This window comes from Mesorhizobium sp. M0437 (assembly GCF_040321335.1).
In the GTDB taxonomy this organism is placed as follows: Bacteria; Pseudomonadota; Alphaproteobacteria; order Rhizobiales; family Rhizobiaceae; genus Mesorhizobium.
On the sequence record NZ_JAMYRK010000013.1, the window covers coordinates 67411 to 85270 of the forward strand.

General features: G+C 60.2%; 19 protein-coding genes and 1 tRNA gene. 9 read left to right on the plus strand and 11 right to left on the minus strand.

What is annotated here, in order from left to right; translation table 11 throughout:
• The first annotated feature begins 128 nt into the window (after window positions 1-128).
• Entirely contained in the window at window positions 129-1247 is a 1119-nt protein-coding gene (locus NKI72_RS11100) for a DUF2157 domain-containing protein (RefSeq protein ID WP_352539749.1), read from the plus strand.
• Window positions 1244-1828 carry a GDYXXLXY domain-containing protein gene (locus NKI72_RS11105; protein WP_352850152.1) on the plus strand — a complete coding sequence of 195 codons (585 nt, stop codon included), beginning with the start codon at window positions 1244-1246 and terminating at the stop codon, window positions 1826-1828. Before NKI72_RS11100 ends, NKI72_RS11105 begins: the two co-directional genes overlap by 4 nt.
• An 89-nt stretch (window positions 1829-1917) precedes the next feature.
• Here NKI72_RS11105 and NKI72_RS11110 read toward each other — a convergent pair.
• Window positions 1918-2002 (minus strand) — tRNA-Leu (locus NKI72_RS11110).
• 343 nt (window positions 2003-2345) lie between these two features.
• On the opposite strand from NKI72_RS11110, the gene tig reads away from it, so the two are divergent.
• From tig to NKI72_RS11135, 5 genes are all read left to right on the plus strand, one after another.
• Window positions 2346-3821, plus strand: coding sequence for a trigger factor (tig, locus tag NKI72_RS11115; RefSeq protein ID WP_352470469.1), 1476 nt, complete (start codon window positions 2346-2348; stop codon window positions 3819-3821).
• Window positions 3822-3981: 160 nt separating this feature from the next.
• On the plus strand, window positions 3982-4503 hold the full coding sequence (locus tag NKI72_RS11120) for a hypothetical protein (RefSeq protein ID WP_352470439.1): 522 nt from the start codon (window positions 3982-3984) through the stop codon (window positions 4501-4503).
• A 212-nt stretch (window positions 4504-4715) separates the two neighbouring features.
• Window positions 4716-5069, plus strand: a complete 354-nt coding sequence (locus tag NKI72_RS11125; RefSeq protein WP_502893720.1) for a c-type cytochrome — start codon at window positions 4716-4718, stop codon at window positions 5067-5069.
• 147 nt (window positions 5070-5216) lie between these two features.
• A complete protein-coding gene (locus NKI72_RS11130) occupies window positions 5217-6149 on the plus strand; it encodes a heme o synthase (protein WP_352500859.1) in 933 nt (310 codons plus the stop codon).
• Window positions 6150-6464: 315 nt separating this feature from the next.
• Complete coding sequence (locus tag NKI72_RS11135) at window positions 6465-7277, plus strand: DUF2189 domain-containing protein (protein WP_352831546.1); 813 nt, start codon at window positions 6465-6467, stop codon at window positions 7275-7277.
• 66 nt (window positions 7278-7343) lie between these two features.
• Here NKI72_RS11135 and NKI72_RS11140 read toward each other — a convergent pair whose 3' ends face one another.
• The 10 genes from NKI72_RS11140 to NKI72_RS11185 form a co-directional block, all read right to left on the minus strand.
• Window positions 7344-7817 (minus strand): aminoacyl-tRNA deacylase, encoded by a 474-nt coding sequence (locus NKI72_RS11140; RefSeq protein ID WP_352577606.1) that lies wholly within the window; start codon window positions 7815-7817, stop codon window positions 7344-7346.
• 144 nt (window positions 7818-7961) lie between these two features.
• Complete coding sequence (locus NKI72_RS11145; protein ID WP_352470444.1) at window positions 7962-8366, minus strand: cytochrome C oxidase subunit IV family protein; 405 nt, start codon at window positions 8364-8366, stop codon at window positions 7962-7964.
• 10 nt (window positions 8367-8376) lie between these two features.
• Window positions 8377-9099 carry a heme-copper oxidase subunit III family protein gene (locus tag NKI72_RS11150; protein WP_023678903.1) on the minus strand — a complete coding sequence of 241 codons (723 nt, stop codon included), beginning with the start codon at window positions 9097-9099 and terminating at the stop codon, window positions 8377-8379.
• Window positions 9100-9112: 13 nt separating this feature from the next.
• Window positions 9113-9817, minus strand: a complete 705-nt coding sequence (locus tag NKI72_RS11155; RefSeq protein WP_352470446.1) for a cytochrome c oxidase subunit 3 — start codon at window positions 9815-9817, stop codon at window positions 9113-9115.
• Window positions 9814-11583, minus strand: coding sequence for a cytochrome c oxidase subunit I (ctaD, locus tag NKI72_RS11160; protein ID WP_352470447.1), 1770 nt, complete (start codon window positions 11581-11583; stop codon window positions 9814-9816). Before ctaD ends, NKI72_RS11155 begins: the two co-directional genes overlap by 4 nt.
• A gap of 91 nt (window positions 11584-11674) precedes the next feature.
• Window positions 11675-12490, minus strand: a complete 816-nt coding sequence (coxB, locus tag NKI72_RS11165) for a cytochrome c oxidase subunit II (protein WP_352500857.1) — start codon at window positions 12488-12490, stop codon at window positions 11675-11677.
• Between the two features lie 59 nt (window positions 12491-12549).
• Window positions 12550-12738, minus strand: coding sequence for a hypothetical protein (locus NKI72_RS11170; protein WP_352567649.1), 189 nt, complete (start codon window positions 12736-12738; stop codon window positions 12550-12552).
• A gap of 93 nt (window positions 12739-12831) precedes the next feature.
• Window positions 12832-14178: a PQQ-dependent sugar dehydrogenase gene (locus tag NKI72_RS11175; RefSeq protein ID WP_352500855.1), complete on the minus strand. Its 1347-nt coding sequence runs from the start codon at window positions 14176-14178 to the stop codon at window positions 12832-12834.
• Window positions 14178-14627, minus strand: coding sequence for a DUF2231 domain-containing protein (locus NKI72_RS11180; RefSeq protein WP_352470450.1), 450 nt, complete (start codon window positions 14625-14627; stop codon window positions 14178-14180). Before NKI72_RS11180 ends, NKI72_RS11175 begins: the two co-directional genes overlap by 1 nt.
• 131 nt (window positions 14628-14758) lie before the next feature.
• Window positions 14759-15115: an SPW repeat protein gene (locus NKI72_RS11185; protein ID WP_352451366.1), complete on the minus strand. Its 357-nt coding sequence runs from the start codon at window positions 15113-15115 to the stop codon at window positions 14759-14761.
• Window positions 15116-15609: 494 nt separating this feature from the next.
• Between NKI72_RS11185 and NKI72_RS11190 the strand changes: the two genes are divergently transcribed.
• Window positions 15610-16704, plus strand: a complete 1095-nt coding sequence (locus tag NKI72_RS11190; RefSeq protein WP_352766772.1) for a glycosyltransferase family 4 protein — start codon at window positions 15610-15612, stop codon at window positions 16702-16704.
• 59 nt (window positions 16705-16763) lie between these two features.
• Window positions 16764-17807: a class I SAM-dependent methyltransferase gene (locus NKI72_RS11195; protein ID WP_352850154.1), complete on the plus strand. Its 1044-nt coding sequence runs from the start codon at window positions 16764-16766 to the stop codon at window positions 17805-17807.
• Window positions 17808-17860 lie beyond the last annotated feature (53 nt).

The following is a 17860-nucleotide window of genomic DNA, read 5'->3' on the forward strand; positions in this document are numbered from 1 at the left end:
CATGGCAGCAATGCAAATTGTGCAATGCAGCATTAACGCGCGTCCAGTTTTCCGCCCAGATCGGAAAATGCCGTTAGGTCAAACGCTTGGCCGGACGAGCTAAAAGAACCAAGGAAAGGGGGAGGGGCATGGCGAGCTATTCGTCACGGGTCAGGTCGGATATCGCGCGATGGCAGCAGGCCGGCCTGATCGACGCGCCGACAGCCGAGGCTCTAACGCGCGACGTCGAGGCAAACGAACGCAAATCGCTGAGTTTCGGCTCGATCCTGGCGATGATGGCGGCGCTGCTGTTCGGCGCGGCTATCCTGATCTTCATCGCCGCCAACTGGGAAGTCATCCCGCGGCTGGTGCGGGTCGCGGCACTTTTTGCCGTTATCCTTGCCGGCTATGTCGGCGGCGCGATGTTGAAGATGCGCGACCATGCGGCGATCGGCGAAGCACTGTGGATCGTCGCGGCTGCGGCATTCGGCGGTTCGATCGCGCTGATCGGCCAGATGTATCATTTGTCGGGCGACGAGGCCTCGGCCTTGATCACCTGGGGCGCCGGCACGACGCTGGCGGCGGTGGCGCTGCGCTCAAACCCACTGACCGTCGCTGCCGTCGGCATCGCCGATGCCTGGCTGTTCCTGAGAGGGTTCGACTACTTCCGGCGCACGGAATTTCCGCATCTCTTCGTGGTCATGGCGCTAATACTGTTCGCCGTTTCGTTCTGGACGCGCAGCCAGGCGGCGCGCCACCTGATCATCCTGTCGGTCCTTTTCTACCTCGTGCTGTTGGCCATGGAATACGACACGCTGCAAGTCGCCATCCCGCTCGTTGCCGCGTCGGTGCTGCTTTTTACCGCTGCGATCTTTGCTGCCGGGCCGGTCGAGAGGGTTTTGCAACTCGGCGGCAGGTTGCCCTTGCACGCGCTGATCGGCTTTCTCACCGGCCTGGCGATGATCCAATTCGAACTGGCGGATGAAAGCAGCTACAATGGCGGCTTTGCCATTGCCTCGGCTGTTGCGCTGGCCGGCATCATCGCGGCGATCGTGCTGGGCGGCCGCGAGAGCCGGGGACTGCGCTGGGTTGCCTATGCGGGCTTCGCCTTCGAACTCGCCATCATCTATGTGGTGATGCTGCAATCAATGCTCGACACGGCAGGCTTCTTCCTTGCGGCGGCGGTGCTGCTCGCCGTTCTTGCTTTCATTATCATCCGCATAGAAAGGCGCATGAACGCCTCGAACATGACAGGAGCGGCGGCATGATGACCGGCAAAAGACTGATCATCTCGGCGCTGGTCCTGGCGCTCGTCCAGATCGGCTTTCTGAGCTGGATCATCGCCGGACGCGCGGCGATCCTGCGCGATGGCAAGCAGGTCCTGCTCAAGGTCGAGCCGATCGATCCGCGCGATCTCTTGCGCGGTGACTACATTCTGCTCGGCTACGACATTTCACGCATACCGGTGAAACTGATCGGCAACATTCCGGCCGGCAAGCTTTCCAGCGAGGAAACGTCGATCGTGGTCAGGCTGAAGCAGGGCGCCGATGGCTATTGGGGGTCGACCGCGGCTTGGTTCGGGCAAGCGCCGGCGCCGGCAGCATCCGATGAAGCCGATATCGTCGGACACGTCTCCGAGGGCTGGAATATCAGCCAGGGAGCAACGACGATCGCGCCGGATTACGGCATCGAGCGCTTCTATCTGCCGGAAGGCGAGGGGATGGCGATCCAGAACGACATGCGGGTGCGGCCGTTCGGCATCCGCGTGGCGATTGCGGCCAACGGCACGGCGCAGATCAAAGCGCTGATGGATGGCGACAAGACACTGTTCGAGGAGCCGCTTTACTAGATCGCGCTACGGCCTTGGCAATGATCTCCTGCGCCAAGGCTCGGAGGAGCTTCGAGTGGCCTGCCACCCCAAGCTCGAAGAGCGAAGGGTGGTGCGGATGAAGGGACTCGAACCCCCACGCCTTTCGGCACTGGAACCTAAATCCAGGGCGTCTACCAATTCCGCCACATCCGCATTGCCCGGCCAATCCCATGTAGCCATCATTCTGTCAATGTCAGAGCCCACATCGGCATCATTGGCCGGAATGCAAAGATGGTTGAAAATCAGCGTCGCCTGTGACAAAAGGCGTGTCGAATGTGACGGGACGCGACGGTCCGCTTCTGCAGAATGTGATAAGAAGTAGGAAAAACAAAGACTTATTCACATTTTGGAGCGTATTTCTGGAGGATTTGTGCCGCGTTGAGCGGACAGATCGCCAAGTCCCGCACCAAAAGCCATTCCCGGCAAGATCATACCGGCAGGCTGTAAACGGCAGGGGCCGTTTGACGGCCTCATTGGTGGAAACAAAGGTTTTATGATGCAGGTCACCGAAACGCTCAACTCCGGTCTCAAGCGCGAGATCAAGATCACCGTGCCGGCCGGTGACATGGAAGCCAAGCTGATGGCGCGGCTCTCCGATGCCAGGAACAAGGTCCGCATCAACGGCTTCCGCCCCGGCAAGGTGCCGGTGCAGCATCTGCGCAAAGTCTACGGCAAGTCGTTCATGGCCGAAGTGGTCAACGAGATCCTCAATGATTCGACCCGTTCGATCATCACCGGGCGCGGCGAAAAGGCCGCCATGCAGCCCGAAGTGATCATGACCGAGGACGAGAAGGAAGCCGAGAAGATCCTGGCAGGCGGTGCCGATTTCGAGTTCCGCCTGAACTATGAGGTCATTCCGCCGATCGAGATCAAGGATTTCTCCGACATCAAGGTGACGCGCCAGGTGTTCGACGTGCCGGATGAAGAGATCGACGAGCAGGTCAAGCGTGTCGCTGAATCCGCCCGCACTTACGAGCCGAAGACCGGCAAGGCCGCCGAGGGCGACCGTGTGACCATCGATTATGTCGGCAAGATCGACGGCGAAGCCTTCGGCGGCGGCGCCGGCACCGATCAGCCGCTGGTGCTCGGCTCGAAGGAATTCATCCCCGGCTTCGAGGACCAGCTGGTCGGCAGCAAGGCCGGCGACGAGAAGCAGGTCACGGTTACCTTCCCGGAAAACTACCAGGCGGCGCATCTGGCCGGCAAGGAAGCCACTTTTGACGTGACGGTCAAGGAAGTGTCGAAGCCCGGCGCGCTTGAGATCAACGACGAGATGGCCAAAAATCTCGGCCTTGAATCGCTGGAGCGCCTGCGCGAGGTGGTGCGCGGTCAGATCGAGAACCAGTTCGGCTCGATAACGCGCCAGAAAGTCAAGCGGCAGTTGCTCGACCAGCTCGACGCTGCCTACTCGTTCGAGGCGCCGTCCAAGCTAGTCGAGGCCGAGTTCAACAACATCTGGAACCAGGTCAATCGCGATCTCGAAGCTGCCGGGCGCACCTTTGCCGACGAAGAGACGACTGAAGAAGAAGCGCGTGCAGAATATATGCGGCTTGCCGAGCGCCGTGTGCGTCTCGGTCTGGTTCTCGCCGAAATCGGCGAGAAGGCCGGCGTCACGGTGACGGACGAGGAATTGCAGCGCGGCCTGTTCGAGCAGGTGCGTCGCTATCCGGCCAACCAGCAGCAGGAAGCCTTCGAATTCTATCGCAACAATCCCGAAGCGCTGAACACGTTGCGCGCGCCGATGTTCGAAGAGAAGGTGGTCGACCATCTGCTCGGCCAGATTTCGGTCACCGACGTCAAGGTCAGCAAGGAAGAGCTGCTGGCCGACGAGGAGGATACGGATACAACCAAGGCCAAGCCGGCGAAGAAGGCGGCTGCGAAAAAAGCGGACACCAAGAAGGCCGACGACGACGCTGAAGAGCCGAAGAAAAAGGCCGCGCCGAAGAAGAAGGCCGCCAAGGACGCTGAATAACGTCCCTGCTGAATTCCGAAAGGCCGCCTTCTCGAGGCGGCCTTTTTCGTTGTGGCACAGACGCAACGGATTTCACGCATCTGGCGCTCGAGGTAGCGATATGAAGCTTTGATGATTATCTGCGCTGGGTTGCTGACCGCAGCGGTTGTTGGAGGCATCGTTGAGACAGTTCTTCGGTATCGGAAGCGTGGCGGCGGCGTTCCTGCTTGCGTCGGTCTGTGGCATTGCCCAGGCTGATACGGTTCTCGACAACTGGCGGTTCGACAAGAGCAGCGATGGCCTTGTCACCGCCTCGCTTTATGCGACCAACAAGCTCATCACCGGCGGCGGCGCATTGAGCTACAGCCCGGTTTTGACGATCGCGTGCCGGACCGCCGGCGAACCGCGTTGGAGCGAATGGCTGCAGCTGAGCGACACCGTTTCCGCCAGCCGAACCATCGCCATGTCGGTGACTGTCGGCCAATCCGGCAAGCTCAACGAAAGCTGGTCGGTCGGCCCGCGCAGCAGGATGCTGGTCCGCGACGGTGCCGACGGCATCAGGCGACTGATTGCCGCGGACCGGCTGCTGCTGTCCTGGCGGTTCGGGCTGCTGTCGGGGCGCGGCAAAGCCGAGTTTGACCTCACCGGAGTTGAAGAGGCGATCGGCCGGATCGCCGCCAGCTGCAACACCAAATTGCCTTGAGCAGATTGTCCGCATTAAACCTTGGCACGGCCGAACTCTATCTGCCGGCCGGGTTCCGTGGTATGTAGGTGCCGCAACCCCAGGCAGTGGATATCCGTTCTGCCATTCAAGAGCGCATGCCAGCGGACTAAATGTCGGCCTGTGCAGGTCAGCCAGGGCAAATTGGCGATCAGGGAGGAAATGCCATGCGTGCCTTTGTGTTTTTTGTCATCATGTCCGTCGCCACCGTCATTGCCGGCCCCTCGCGGGCACAGGATGCCGCGGCGGGTGAGAAGGTCTTCGCCAAATGCAAGGTCTGCCATATCGCGGACAAGGATCAGAACAAGGTCGGCCCGTCCTTGAACGGCGTCATCGGCCGAACGGCCGGCACGCATCCAGGGTTCAGCTATTCCAAGGCCATGACCGAGGCCGGCAAGTCCGGCGTCAAATGGGATGAGGCCACGCTGACGACCTACCTTCACGATCCCAAGGCGATGGTCAAAGGAACCAAGATGGCATTCCCCGGCCTCAAGAAGGACGAGGACGTCGCCAATGTCATTGCTTATCTGAAGCAATTCTCCAAATAGCCCGGCTCTTCCGCCGGATCTTGGTATAGCAAACAGGTCGAGGCATAGCCTCGGCCGCAATCTGCCGGCAGTGTCGGTGGGGAGGGCGACTCGTTGCAAAAAAGACATTGGCCGGCTAGGCTGCCATTCCCATCGGTGGTCGTCTGAATGTCGACTGAAGAAAGCCGTCTCAAGGATACCGGCATCCGCCTCTCGGAGGCGACGGCGGGTGATTTCTTTGCGCTTTTGAAACCACGCGTCATGGCACTTGCCGTGTTTACGGCCTTCGTCGGCCTGATGATGGCGCCCGGCGTGATGAATCCAGTTATCGCCTTAATTGCCATCGGCGCAATCGCGGTTGGAGCGGGAGCCGCCGGCGCGCTCAATATGTGGTACGACGCAGACATAGACGCCTTGATGTCTCGCACGTCCAAGCGACCGATTCCGTCCGGTCGCGTCACGCCTGGCGAAGCTCTCAGCTTCGGTCTGGTGCTTTCCGCACTGTCGGTCATGACGCTCGGCGTGCTGGTGGGGTGGCTCGCCGCATCGTTGTTGGCGTTCACCATCTTTTTCTATGTCGTTATCTACACGATGTGGCTGAAGCGCTCGACGCCACAGAATATCGTCATAGGCGGCGCGGCAGGCGCCCTTCCTCCGGTGATCGGGTGGGTTGCTGCAACCGGCGCAATCGGCATTGAAAGTCTCATCCTGTTTCTGATCATTTTCCTCTGGACGCCGCCTCATTTCTGGGCGCTGGCCCTTTTCAAGGTCGGTGACTATGCCGCGGCTGGGGTCCCGATGATGCCGAATGTGGCCGGCCAGCACTCGACCAGAAAACAAATCTTCGCCTATTCGCTGCTCTTGGCGCCAATCGGCGTGCTCCCTTGGGGCCTCGGCTTCGCGAGCGGATATTACGGCACTGCTTCAGCCGCGTTGGGTGCAGGTTTCATTTGGCAGGCCTGGAAGGTTCTCGTCGCCGACAAGGAGATGAAGCCGGCAAAGGCGCTGTTTGCGTATTCGATTGTCTATCTTTTCGCAATATTTGCAGCGTTGCTTGCCGACACCATTGTAATGCGAGTGATCGCTTCAGCCGACTATTGACCCGGCTCAAAACATCACATTGGCAGAGCACAAAATCCCAGCAACAGCAGAATAACGACGCCAAGGCCGAGTATGAGAACTGTCCTTCCGTCCATGACCTTCACCTTCGACTAGAAGAGCATATCGAAGAACGGCGTCCGTAGCTAGTCAGGCTACCCGGGACCTCTTACTCCCGGGCCTTCCTACAAAGCGCGACAAGTCCCCCGCATGAGAGTATATTGATCATGGTGCAGGTCGCGGTTTGCGTGGGCCAATCATGCGGAACGGCAGCACCGTAAAACGCGACCTTACCGGACCTGGTCTGGAGGAATGGTCATGGCAAGCTTTCACGTAATAGCAGGCGCCAGCGAGACGCTGGAACACACCAGAATTCGAAAAATCGGTGTCTCCGATCTTTTTGATGCGCTCAGGCGTGGCGTCGATGATTTCATGGTCAAGCCGTCGCACATCGTTTTTCTCTGCCTGATCTATCCGATTGCGGGTGTCGTGCTTGCTGTCTGGACATCAGGTAACAACACGCTGCCATTGCTGTTTCCGCTTGTGTCCGGCTTTGCACTGATTGGTCCGTTCGCGGCGATCGGCCTCTATGAGATCAGCCGGCGACGGGAAGCCGGGCTCGACGCCTCGTGGAGGCACGCCTTTGAGGTCAGGAGTTCTCCAGCACTGCCGGCTATTGCAGCGGTCGGCGTCATGCTGCTTGCGATCTTCATCGCCTGGCTTTTGACGGCCCAGATATTCTACCAGACCCTGTTCGGCCCGGCGCCGCCGCAATCGCTGTCCAGTTTCATCGGTGAAATATTTGCCACGGGACGCGGCTGGACGCTCATCATCCTGGGTCACGCCATCGGCTTCGTGTTCGCCGCGGTTGTGTTGTGCACCACGGTCGTCGCATTCCCGTTGTTGCTCGACCGCGATGTCGGCGCCTACGAAGCCATCCACACCTCGGTGCGCGTTGTCCTGGCCAACCCGATCGTGATGGCCGTGTGGGGCCTTATCGTCGCCGTCGCCCTGATCGTCGGCTCGCTGCCAGTGTTCGCCGGGTTGGCAGTCGTGCTGCCGATCCTTGGTCATGCGACCTGGCATGTCTATCGGAAAGTTGTAGAATCGCCGCCGGCCACCAGACCGTGAGCTGAAAAAAACCTGCCCTGCGCGCACCGGTGAAAGTGCCGGTGCGGGCAGGGTGGGGCAGAGCTTTCAATAGGCCGGGTGGCTGAAACGGGCCTGGCGTGCGTCCTTTGTCAGGTCGCGGAAATCCTTGCCGCTCACATGCACCAGCGTCCTATGGTCACCGCCCTCGAAATAGATTTCGGGAGCGTCGCCGAGGCTTTCATCGAGGACCACTGGCACATCATAGGCAGCGCCGATCGGCGGCACAGCGCCGACATCGCAATCGCCGAACAACGAGACCACCTCGTCTTCGGAGGCAAGTCCAAGAGGCTTCTCCATGACATCCTGCAATGTCGCGAGTTCTATCCTGTGCGTGCTTGGAACCACGGCGAGCGCGTAGCCACGGTCGTGGTGAACGACCACCGATTTGGCCATTATGCTGCCAGGCACATGTGCCGCAATGGCGGATTGTCTGCTTGTCGCCGTGCGGTGATGCTCGACGGTGTCGTAGGAAATTCCTTTCCTATCGATGAAGTCCTTCAGTCTGTTTGCGATGGTCATCTTGGGCGCCCCTTGCTGGTGTTCGCGACGCATGTGGAAACGCCGGCATCGCCTGTCGTTTCCGATACCAACAGAAATGGACCAGCCGTGGATTGTTTCAAGGCGAAGGCTCCAGGACCGGACGGCCCGGATCCGGATTGCATGTCAGGGCCCGGCCCCGAAAAACGCCATTCGGGTGAGAAGCGTGTAGTCCGCTTCGAAGACCATCATCGTCACGAACACCAGAACCAGCACCGGCGGCAGAATAATTGCATATGCCAGTGCCAGCCGTTCCCAGGCCATGTGCATGAAGATGGCGACGATCAGTCCTGCCTTGAGGATCATGAAGATCAGGATCAGCGACCATCTGAGATAGCCGTGGAGACCGAAATAGTCGACCAGATAGGAGCAGGTGCTGAGGATGAACAACCACGCCCAGACCACCAGATAGAGCTTGATCGGGTGCTCCTGATGAACCTCCGCCGGGGTAACGCCGGTCGTCGTCGCATCATGGGTACGGGCGCTGTCCAGTGCGTGTTGTCCCAGGCCGTTTGCGGTTGCTTCAGCCATGTCCTGCCTCTCACCAAAGATAGAAAAATGCGAAAATGAACACCCAGACCAGGTCGACGAAATGCCAGTAAAGCCCCATGATTTCGACGTTCTCGTAGCGGCCCCTTCGGCTGGTGAAGAAGCCGGGCCGTCCGACATCGTAATCCCCGCGCCAGACCTTTCGCGCCACGATGATCAGGAAGATCACCCCGATCGTCACGTGCGTGCCGTGGAAGCCGGTGATCATGAAAAAGGATGCGCCGAACTGGGCAGCGCCCCAGGGATTGCCCCAAGGCCGCACGCCCTCGGTGATCAGCTTGGTCCATTCGAAGGCCTGCATGCCGACAAAGGTCGCGCCGAGTGCTGCGGTCAAGAGCATCAGCACTGCCGTTTTGCGGCGGTCGCGGCGGTAGCCGAAATTGACCGCCATGGCCATCGTTCCGCTGCTCGAGATCAGCACGAAGGTCATGATGGCGATAAGGATCAGTGGAATGTCGGAGCCACCGATGCGCAGGGCGAAGACCTCGCTCGGATTGGGCCACGGCACACGTGTTGAGATACGCGCGGTCATGTAGGAGAGCAGGAAGCAGCCGAAGATGAACGTGTCGCTGAGCAGGAAGATCCACATCATGGCCTTGCCCCAGGACACGTTTTTGAACGCCCGCTGATCCGAGGACCAGTCGGCGGCGATGCCTTGCCAGCCTGCGGGCCGCGGCTCTGTTCGGCCGATGTGGGCCAGTGTCGTCTCTGCCATCCGCCCGTTCCTCCTAGGTCAGCAACCCTCGGCAAATGTCGATTAAAGTCGAAGCCCAGCCGGCCAGAAGCGCAAAGATGGCGAGCCAGACGAAAAGCAGGAAATGCCAGTACATGGCGCACAGCTCGACACTGAGGCGAAGCCGCTGCGGCTGCGCTCCGTTCCAGGCGCCGACGCTCGTTCTGCCCAGCCCGACCAGTCCTCCCAGTATATGCAGGCCATGCATTCCCGTTAGCAGGTAGAAGAAGCTGTTGGCCGGATTGGATGCCAGAAAATAGCCATCCGCACTCAGTTCCCGCCATGCCACAAGCTGTCCAATCAGGAAGACGAGTGCCGTGAGTCCAGCGGTGGCGAGGCCGAGCCTGACCATATCCACTTGACCCTTGCGCACCGCGAGCGAAGCGCACTGTATCGCGATGCTGCTCAAGACCAGTACGCCGGTGTTAAGCCAGAGCAGGGGCGGGATGGGCAGCGGCCGCCAATCCGACAGCGCCATGCGCATGAAGTAAGCACTGGTGAACAGCGCGAACAGGCAGCCGACGACGGCAAGGAAGACGCCGAGACCGATCTTTGCGGTCGGCAGCGCCGATCGGTCCAGAGCGACAAAATCCCCGATCATACCTTGCTCGAGCCACGGCTTCGTCATTAGCCGCTGATGGGAAAGCCACCACCCGGCAATACCGGCGATCACGAGCAGGAAGACCAGGATTACGCTCATGCCGGCTCCCTGGAGGGCGCGAAGGAGCCCGGAACGTTTTGCGGTATGAAGTCCTCCTTGGCTCCCGGTACGCTGTAGTCATAGGCCCAGCGATAGACGATCGGCAGATCCTTGCCGAAATTGCCGTGGGCGGGCGGTGTTTCGGGCGTCTGCCACTCGAGCGTCGTTGCCCGCCACGGATTGCCGCCAGCCTCACGGCCATGGCGGATGCTCCAGATGAGATTGAACAGAAACACAATCTGAGCAAAACCGACTATAAAAGCCATGATGCTGATAAACGAGTTCAGGTGGTGGGCCGATTCCGTCATGATCGTCATGTCGGTCAATTCGTTGTACCGCCGCGGCACGCCCATCAAGCCGAGATAGTGCATGGGAAAGAAGATCAGATAGGCGCCGAGGAAGGTGACCCAGAAATGGAACCGGCCCAGTGTCTCGTTCAGCATCCGGCCGGTGACCTTCGGATACCAGTGATAGATCGCGCCGAAGATTACGATGATCGGGGCAACCCCCATGACCATATGGAAATGGGCGACGACGAACATCGTGTCCGACAGCGGAACGTCGACGACGACATTGCCAAGAAATAGCCCAGTCAACCCGCCATTGACGAAGGTGACGATGAAGGCCAAGGCAAAAAGCATCGGTATGGTGAGGTGGATGTCGCCGCGCCACAGCGTCAGCACCCAATTGTAGACCTTGATGGCTGTTGGGACAGCGATGATCAATGTCGTTGTGGCGAAGAAAAAGCCGAAATAGGGATGCATGCCACTGACATACATGTGGTGCGCCCAGACCACGAAGCTCAGCGCGCCGATGCCGACGATGGCCCAGACCATCATGCGGTAGCCGAAGATGTTCTTGCGCGCATGGGTGCTGATCAGGTCGGATACGATGCCGAAGGCCGGAAGCGCCACGATGTAGACTTCCGGATGGCCGAAGAACCAGAACAGATGCTGGAACAGGATCGGGCTGCCGCCGCCGTGCTGCAACTGTTCGCCCATCTCGACGATCGCCGGCATGAAGAAGCTGGTGCCGAGCGCCCGGTCGAGCAGCATCATCACGCAGGCGACGAACAGCGCCGGGAAGGCGAGCAGTGCCATGACGGTGGCGGTGAAAATACCCCAGACAGTAAGCGGAAGGCGCATCAGCGTCATGCCGCGCGTGCGCCCCTGCAGCACCGTCACGACATAGTTCAAGCCGCCCATGGTAAAGCCGACGATGAACAGGATCAGCGAGACAAGCATCAGGATGATGCCCCAGTCCTGGCCGCCTGGCGTACCGGTCATGATCGCCTGCGGCGGATAGAGCGTCCAGCCGGCACCCGTCGGTCCGCCGGGCGCAAAGAAGCTCGACACCAGGACCAGCACGGCGAGCAGATAGATCCAGTAGCTCAGCATGTTGACATAGGGAAAGACCATGTCGCGAGCACCAACCATCAACGGGATCAGATAGTTGCCGAAGCCGCCCAGGAAGAGTGCCGTGAGCAGGTAGATCACCATGATCATGCCGTGCATGGTGATGAACTGGTAGTAGGCTTCCGGGGTGATGAAGTCGAATGTGCCGGGGAAGCCGAGTTGCAGCCGCATCAGCCAGGATAGCACCAGCGCGACCATGCCGATCGCTGTCGCCGTCGCCGAATACTGGATGGCGATGACCTTGGCGTCCTGCGAGAAAACGTATTTCGTCCACCAGCTGTGCGGATGGTAGAGTTCCATTTCCGCGACTTCGGCCGGCGGTACCGCATCTGCAGGTGTGATATCGACCATAGGAACACCTCCGTGCCCTTCTCGGCCAGCCCGACAGTTCGGACTTGCCGCATTAACTTCAATCCCGACGGCGCGCCGTCGTTCCGGTTTCCTACTCTGCCGAGCCCATCTGCTGGGGCGCGGACAGCTGCGCAAAAGTCTGCTGCTGGCCAAGCCACGCCAGATAGTCTTCCTGAGTATCGACCATGACCACGCCATGCATCATCGGATGTCCCTGGCCGCAGAGTTCGGCACACAGGACCTGGAAGGTTCCGGTCTTGGTAGGAGTGAACCAGAAATAGGTGACCGAGCCCGGGATCATGTCCATCTTGGCGCGGAATTCCGGCACGTAGAAATCGTGCAGCACATCGATCGAGCGGAGCAGCATCTTGACCGGTTTGCCTACCGGGAGGTGCAGGTCGGCCGCTTCCACTACGACATCGTCCTGACCGTTGGCATCGGTGGCGATGACGCCGAGTGGATTTTCAGCGTTGACGTCGCGAGTGTCGGATGTGCCGAGCTTGCCGTCCTTGCCGGGGAGGCGGAAACTCCATTGCCACTGCTGGCCGACGACTTCGACCTCGGTTGCGTCGCTTGGAACGGTAACGAACCGGCTCCAGACGAACAGGCCTGGAACGAGCAAAGCGGTGACACCAACCGCGGTGACGACCGTCAGCCAGGATTCGAGCCGCCTGTTCTCAGGTTCGTATGCCGCCTGATTGCCTTCCCGATGACGGAAGCGGAAGACGCAATAGGCCATGAAAAGAACCACGGCGGCGAAGACGACACCGGTGATCCAGAAAGTTATGATGATGGTGTTGTCGATATAGTCCCAGTTCGAGGCAATCGGCGTCCACCACCATGGGCTCAGGAAGTGGAACAACACCGAGCCCACGACTATCAGAACGAGTACAAGCGCAACGGCCATGTCCCGGTTCCTCCCGGTATTCCAAGCGGCGCAAGCCGTCCCGGGAAATACCAAGTGCATCATAACTTGATTTGCGATGAAAATTCTAGAGCCGGCTGTGGGAAGGGCAAAAATACCATTTCGCGGCGCTGGCGGTCCTTCGGTTCGGCGGTGATCAGCGGCAGGCCCTCATCTATTTCCAGCTCACCCGCCCGATGCGGCCACGCGGCAAACATCGTCAGCGTGGAGTAGCCGGCAATGGCGGGCACGCCGAATGCGCCTAGCAGAACCACCGGAACGGCGATCGTCGGGGATCCCTCCACCTGCTCGACCGACAGCTCGACGAAGGGAGTGGAGCCACTTTATTGGCCGGCAGATGTCACCCGCCAAACTGTGTTGCCGACGTCGTCGGCGATGAGCAGGGCCCCGGTTTTGTCGACAGCCAGGCCGACAGGCCGGCCGCGCGCCTTGTTGTCCTTGTCCAGGAAGTCAGTCACCACGTCGGTAGCGACGCCGCTCGGACGGCCGCCGCTGAATGGTACGAAAACTACCTTGTAGCCATTGAAGCGCGTGCGGTTCCAGCTGCCATGCTCGCCAACGAAGGCGCCGCCGCGATATGCCTCGGGAAGGCTGGTTGCCGCATAGAAGGCCAGCCCCAGAGGGGCGACGTGGGAACTCAGTGCATAATCCGGAACGATCGCTTTTGCGACCAGGTCCGGACGTTGGGGCATGACGCGGGGATCGAGATGCTGGCCGTAATAGCTGTATGGCCATCCGTAGAAGCCGCCATCCTTTACCGAGGTCAGATAATCCGGCACGAGATTGGGGCCGAGCTCGTCGCGTTCATTGATCACTGCCCAGAGCGCCCCGGTCTGCGGCTCCCAGCTCAGGCCGTTTGGATTGCGCAAACCGCTGGCGAAAATGCGCGACCGGCCGGTGGCCCTGTCTACCTGCCAGATGGCGGCGCGGTTCTTCTCCGCCTCGATGCCGTTTTCGGCGACGTTGCTGTTCGAGCCGATGCCGACATAGAGCAGCGAGCCGTCGGGGCTTGCCACCAGGCTCTTCGTCCAATGGTGGTCGATCGGGCCGCCGGGCAGGGCGGTTAGCGGCGTCCCGGGCGCGGTGATCTTTGTGTCACCGGTGTTGTAGGGATAGCGGACGATGGAGTCGGTATTGGCGACGTAGAGATCGCTTCCCACCAGCGCCACGCCAAAGGGGGAGTTCAGGTGGTCGAGGAATACGCTGGTCAGCTCCGGCTTGCCATCGCCATCGGCGTCGCGCAGCAGCGTAATGCGGTTGCTTGGGCCGCTGTCGCCGCCCGAGGTGACCCAGGATTCGATCCAGCCCATCACCAAATCCTTGGGCCGTTTGATCGGTTCGCCACCCGGCGCCTTGGACTCGACCACCAGCACGTCGCCATTGGGCAGCACATAAAGCGACCGCGGATGCTGCAAGCCGTGGGCAAAAGCCTGGATCTGCAGCCCCTGCGCGACTGTCGGCTTCTCGTCGCTATTCCATCCGACCACGGAAGCGAGATGCATGGGCGGGAAGAAATATTGGATCGGGTCCGGCAGTTTTGGATTCGGCCCTATCTGACTGCTGGGGTCCGGGTCGTTGCCGCTGCACGCTGCAAGAGTGATCGCCGCAGTGCAAACGAGGACGGACACCGCGATGCGCCTGGTCTGACCGATGGAGCTTGCTATGCGCATCAATCCGCCACTCCGACGTGATGCCGGTACACCATGGACCAGCCCAGCCAACCAGTGAAGATGAGGACGAGCACGACAACCGCCGAGAGGATCAAGCCTGTAGGAACGATGGAGGTCCATGCATCGCGGGTGTGCACGAGCATGTTGATGATGGATAACGCCAGCGCCAGAAGATTGCCGAGCACGTGCGGCCAGGCGGGGGGCTGTGCCCTTATCAGCGGATTGGCCAGGAAATCGATCAGCCCCGCGATCGCTGCTAGGCAGCCCATGATCACGCCGACGGTAACCAGCCAAGCGGAGAAGTCAGCCCACATCATCTCCGCTGTTCGCCAATAGGCTAGATCCGTCAGCAGGGTGCCGACGAAGCAGGCGATCGGAAATGGCACGAGCATCGGATGAATAGGATGTCCCGCAATCCTGGCCGTCGAACGCGGATTGTCACCGACCATAATGCGCCATCCTTCCTATTCTCGTCCAAACAAACGCCGCCTACCCGGCCTCCGGCGGCTGTTGCCGAGAGACCGGCAGACGACCGATAGATCCGTCAGGCCCAAAAAAGGGCGCTGGCTGGCTGCGCCTGTTAGGCGGCGGACTGGGTCGGCGGGTTCTGATACATCATCCAGAGCTCGATCGCCGCCAGCACGGCGACCAGAATGCCGATCACGACATGCACGGTCATCGCCGTGGTCGCCTGGAATCCAAGCACCCAGGGCGATGCGAGAACCCACAGTCCGACGACCAGGTTCACCCACTCTTCCCACACGGCGAATGCTGCGAGGGCGGCAACCGAAAGCACGACAATCAAGATTCCGCTGCCGAGGGCGTTCTGCGTCTGCGGGCCTGCCGCAAAGGTGAAGATCCAGGGGGAGAAGAACAGAATTGCCCCAAGGATCAGGTTGGCTACGTCACAGAGCCTGGCGTTTGTCCACTGGTTCATGGCATCCTCCATAGGGAGCGTTTATGGCTCCCGAGTTCGGCAAGGTGGTGCCTGAGTTCGGCGAGATGCGCCCGAAGCCGCTCACTCCGTGTCACGGTAGTGCCCTGCCCGGCTGGAATTCCGCATCTGGCGGTACTCCAGCCAAATCCGGCTATCTAACTGAATTCCGGGCTTTATGTTCCATTCGGCACCGGCACGCCTGGATCACTTGGTGGTGATCGAGCGATCCAAAGCTGCCTGTCAGGGGGCGGCGGGGCGGCGGCGCGTAGCTCATTCTGTCTTTTTATCGAGCCGGTGAAACATTTCTCATGGATCGCAGTTCTTGGATGCAGAGGAGTTGAATAAGGGAAACCTGATTGCACGGGAGGAGCACGGACGGCACAACTATAAATACGCTCTGCATAGAATACTTCGCAACGGGAAGCTCTCGCTTGTCTTGGTTGCCGCCGAAGCTTGTTTGAAAGACGGCGATCGCCGCCGAAAAGATTTTCTAAATGAAAATAGCCCAGATCGCACCGCTAACCGAATCCGTGCCGCCCCGAACCTACGGTGGAACCGAGCGAATTGTTTCGTATCTGACCGAAGAACTTGCCCGACAGGGCCACGAGGTGACGCTGTTCGCCAGCGCCGATTCTCGTACCTCAGCCGAGCTGGTGCCGTGTTGCGACGTCGCGCTGCGCCTGAACCCCAGGGTCCAGGACGGTGGTCCGCACCATGTTATGATGCTTGAACGGGTGCGCCGGCGAGCCGGTGAATTCGACGTTTTGCATTTCCACGTCGATGTTCTGCACTTCCCCATAATTCGGGATTTTGCCAGACGAACGGTTACCACGCTTCACGGCAGGCTCGACCTGCCCGATCTGGCGCAGCTTTATGCGATGTTCGACGACGTTCCCCTGGTCTCGATTTCCTTCGACCAGCGCCGGCCCATGCCGCCCGTCAATTGGGTTGGAACCGTGCATCATGGCCTACCCCGCGATCTTCTGCCGTTCCACCCGAACACCTCTGGCTATCTTGCGTTTCTCGGTCGCATCTCGCCGGAAAAGGGGCCGGAAGCCGCCATACAAATAGCGGCGCGGGCCGGGTTTCCCCTGAAGATCGCCGCCAAAATCGACAAGGTGGACCAGTCGTTCTGGAAGGAAAGGGTCGAGCCGCAAGTGCTGCGGCATTCGAACGTGGAGTTCATTGGCGAGATCGATGAGCGGCAAAAGGCGGATTTTCTGGGCAATGCGAAAGCGCTTTTGTTTCCGATCGACTGGCCGGAACCCTTCGGTCTCGTAACGATCGAAGCAATGGCCTGCGGTACGCCGGTGGTTGCGTTCCGGCGTGGCGCCGTCCCGGAGATCATCGATGACGGTGTGTCCGGATGGATCGTGGATACGGTGGAGGAAGCCGTGGGCGCGCTCCGGCGCATAGACAGCCTCGATCGCGCACGAGTGCGGCAGACGTTCGAGAAGCGGTTCACGGTCGAGCGCATGTGCAGCGATTATCTGGCACTCTACCGAGCACTCACGAGCGGCACGGCAGACGCAGTTGCCCCCACAAACGAGCTCTCCAGAAATATCGCGATGGTGGCTGTGCCGGGCTGAGGAACCGACTGATCCACATACAGACCACGACGGCGGAGTCCGGGAGCGCCTGCGGGGTCTTGTCGCCGGGCGCGGCGATCGCGCCAGAAGCCTTTGATCAGCAGCAAGCCTTCCCGGGACTAATGCTTTCGCGAGCGGCGTCGTACTGCCGCCCGGTCCGGATTGACGCGCGCTACTTTCGCTGCAAAGGTGCTTTAACGACTTGTTTACCATGCGTCGGTCAGGGGTGGGGGAATTTGGAACGGTTTCTGGGCGCGAACCGCCTTAATTGGAATGATCGGGCCGAACTGCACTCGACCGACACAACGGGCAGCTACCACATCGAGAATGTGCTGGCCGGCGGATCCAATCTCTATGAGCTGGAAACACGCGAGCTCGGCGATATCGCCGGCAAGGATATCGTCCACCTGCAGTGTCACATCGGTCTTGACACGATCAGCCTGAAGAATCTCGGCGCAGGCAGCGTGACCGGGCTCGACTTTTCACCGACGGCGATCGTGGCAGCGCGGGATTTTGCTGCGAAGGCAGGCACCGAAGTGCGCTTCGTGGAAGCGCCACTGTTCGAGGCGGTGGAAGCGCTCGGCCGGACCTTTGATATCGCTTACGTTACCTGGGGTTCGGTAAACTGGCTGGACGACGTGTTCCGTTGGGCGCGGGTGGTTGCCGATCTTCTGCGACCCGGCGGCCGCCTCTACATGGCCGAGGGCCATCCATTGCTGTTTCAGTGCGATCGAAAGGCCGCGGCCCTGGAATTGAAGCACGACTGGCGAACGCCGATAGCTCGGCCGCTCGCCTGGAACGAGGAACTGACCTACACCGGCGATGATCGCATCTTGAAGCATCCTCGCTATTATGAATGGATCCACCCGATCAGTGACGTGGTGAATGCGCTGATTTCAGCTGGTCTGACGCTCGATTTTCTCAATGAGCATGACACGGTTTCGTGGCAGCACTTTTCATTTGCCGTGCGGGCCGGCAAGGATATGTACGGCTTGCCGGAGAACTCTCCCAAGATACCGATGGCTTATTCCATTGGCGCGACGAAGCGCAGCGTCGGCAAGATACCATACCTTGTGTCTCCCAAGGCGATTGAGGGGCACTAGTCCAGGTCAACGCTCCAGAGTACCCGGGTCGGAGCGTCGACTTGTGCAATCGC